The following is an 856-nucleotide window of genomic DNA, read 5'->3' as shown; positions in this document are numbered from 1 at the left end:
GTCTGGTCTTTATTTCTGTTTTTCTGGGCTGGCTGACCACACGTATTGGTCTGAAACCGCTACGGGAAATGACCAGTCTGGCTTCCTCCATGACCGTACACAGCCTGGATCAGCGTCTTAATCCCGATTTGGCTCCGCCGGAAATTTCTGAGACCATGCAGGAGTTCAATAACATGTTCGATCGCCTGGAGGGGTCATTCCGGAAACTGTCAGATTTCTCGTCTGACATCGCGCATGAGCTGCGCACAGCGGTCAGTAATCTGATGATGCAGACGCAGTTTGCACTGGCTAAGGAAAGGGATGTTTCGCATTACCGCGAAATCTTATTCGCTTACCTGGAAGAACTGAAAAGGTTGTCACGAATGACCAGTGATATGCTTTTTCTGGCACGTTCAGAGCATGGTCTGCTGCAGCTGGATAAACATGATGTGGATCTGGCCGCCGAACTGAATGAATTACGTGAGCTGTTCGAGCCTCTGGCAGACGAAACAGGAAAGACAATCACCGTTGAAGGAGAGGGCGTTGTTGCCGGAGACAGCGATATGCTGCGACGTGCTTTCAGTAACCTGCTTTCCAATGCAATCAAGTATTCTCCCGATAACACCTGTACAGCGATACACCTTGAGCGTGACAGTGACTGTGTGAACGTGATGATTACGAATACGATGTCCGGCCAGGTTCCCGCTAATCTGGAACGTTTGTTTGATCGGTTCTATCGAGCTGATTCATCAAGGGTCCACAACACGGAAGGCGCGGGGCTGGGATTATCAATTACAAGGTCGATCATTCATGCTCATGGCGGCGAGCTGTCAGCAGAACAGCAGGGGCGGGAAATTGTGTTCAGTGTGCGCCTGTT

General features: G+C 50.5%; 1 pseudogene. It reads left to right on the top strand.

Going from position 1 to position 856, the window contains the following annotated elements:
• Positions 1–856 (top strand): annotated as a pseudogene (gene pcoS, locus ACOT0L_RS24000) (copper resistance membrane spanning protein PcoS); the annotation flags it as partial.

The sequence above is a fragment of the Enterobacter cloacae complex sp. XAL002 genome (genome assembly GCF_049236805.1).
GTDB lineage: Bacteria > Pseudomonadota > Gammaproteobacteria > Enterobacterales > Enterobacteriaceae > Enterobacter > Enterobacter intestinihominis.
Note: the sequence above shows the minus strand (reverse complement) of the source record. Positions and strands in the feature narration are given on the sequence as shown.